The 1,505-nt window shown below is 60.6% G+C and carries 3 protein-coding genes; all 3 read left to right on the plus strand.

Features of this window, described 5'->3' with window-relative positions:
* Positions 1-246: 246 nt before the first annotated feature.
* The 3 genes from GGR47_RS19245 (at position 247) to GGR47_RS18995 (ending at position 1,148) form a co-directional block, all read left to right on the plus strand.
* Complete coding sequence (locus tag GGR47_RS19245; protein ID WP_244305322.1) at positions 247-453, plus strand: hypothetical protein; 207 nt, start codon at positions 247-249, stop codon at positions 451-453.
* Complete coding sequence (locus GGR47_RS18990) at positions 384-770, plus strand: Dps family protein (protein WP_244305324.1); 387 nt, start codon at positions 384-386, stop codon at positions 768-770. The genes GGR47_RS19245 and GGR47_RS18990 overlap by 70 nt, the downstream gene beginning before the upstream one ends.
* Positions 771-890: 120 nt before the next feature.
* Entirely contained in the window at positions 891-1,148 is a 258-nt protein-coding gene (locus tag GGR47_RS18995) for a hypothetical protein (protein WP_371859769.1), read from the plus strand.
* Positions 1,149-1,505: the final 357 nt, after the last annotated feature.

Here is a 1,505-nt window from a genome sequence, read left to right on the forward strand (position 1 = left end):
AATCAGGCATGCATCGCGTGAAACGGCTTCGCACTTTCTCCAACCATGCTCTTTCGGCTTAGAGTGTCATTTCGCCCTCAGCCGGAGCCGACCCCACTGAGGCGGGCGTGGACAGCCCCGACGAGGACGAGGATACCGCAGCCGCTGCCGCACCGAAGCGCGCGCCCAAGAAGAAGTGATCGAGGCGGCGGGACGATTGTCCCGCCGTCCTCGTGACCGTCGTTAATTGATCGAAGGAGTAGGCCCATGGCGAAGTCGGAGAAGGGTTCAAAACGCGCCGAACGCGTCGAGAGCGATGGCACGGCACTGAACACCAGCGTCGAGAGCAGCGCTCGCGATCAGGTGGCCGAGGCACTGACCAAGGCGACTGCCGACAGCTATACCTGTATGCCAAGACCCTCGGGGTTCATTGGAACGTCCAGGGTTCCAGCTTCTACGGTTTGCACAACATGACCGAGGCGCAGTATCAGGAGCTCCACGAAGCGGCCGACGCGATCGCCGAGCGCATCAGGGCGCTGGGCAAACTTGCCCCAACGGGTAACGCCTCATTCCGCGAGCTGACGGTCATCGACAATGATGCGCCCCACAAGCCGACTCGCGAGATGATCGCCGAGCTTGTCGACGATAACGAGAAGGTCGCGCGGCGTATGAGCGAGTTTGCGCAGCTGGCGGACGAGGCTGGCGACCTGTTCAGTCACGATATGCTGGTGGCTAGGATCGGCGTCCATGAGCAGAATGCATGGATGTTGCGCGCGAGTCTTTCTGATTAAATAACCGACGCGGCGGAGAATTTTAGGATCGGCACGCCGAGTTCAACGCCGCGAAGAAGTGAAGTCAGCCGGGCGATTTTTTCGAGGTTCAACCACGGGAGACGAACGATGAAGAGGATCTTGGCGGGCACGGCCGCGGTCGCGCTGATGTCGCTGGCGGCTTGCAACAGCAGTCCGCGCGAACAGGCTGCCGACAACATCGAAGCGAACGCCGAGCGCGTCGCGGACAACCTCGAAGATGCGGCCGACAACGCGCCGACAGAAGCTGCGGAGGATCGCCTGGAAAACCGCGCCGACGCGGCGCGCGAGCTGGGGGACAAGAAGGCCGAGGATATGCGGACCAACGATCCCGACACCAATCTCTCGAACGGTATGTAGGACTACATCTCAGGCGAATCGGCTTTTCAGAGTAGCCAATGGGAAATCGGGCGCTTGCATGGCGCGGGCGCCCGACTTCTCGCCTCCTGCCGGTGCTCAGGCTTGATCATGGCATCTGCAGACGGCAATGCCGAGTGTTGAGCGACGGAGAAAGCCATCGACGAGCACGCAACAGCGACTTGAAGTCGGGTATATACTGAGGCTGCGTGACGGCGTACGGGACGGCACGATTTTACATAATCTATGTTATCGGACTGCGAGCGTGTAGGTGCTAAGTAGAAATGACACTCCTCCGCTAGATAGAAAAGGCACAACGAGTGCCAGCGGGTCGCCGGTGTCATGGCCATCCTCGGCAGC

It is taken from the genome of Sphingomonas aquatilis (genome assembly GCF_014196115.1).
GTDB lineage: Bacteria > Pseudomonadota > Alphaproteobacteria > Sphingomonadales > Sphingomonadaceae > Sphingomonas > Sphingomonas aquatilis.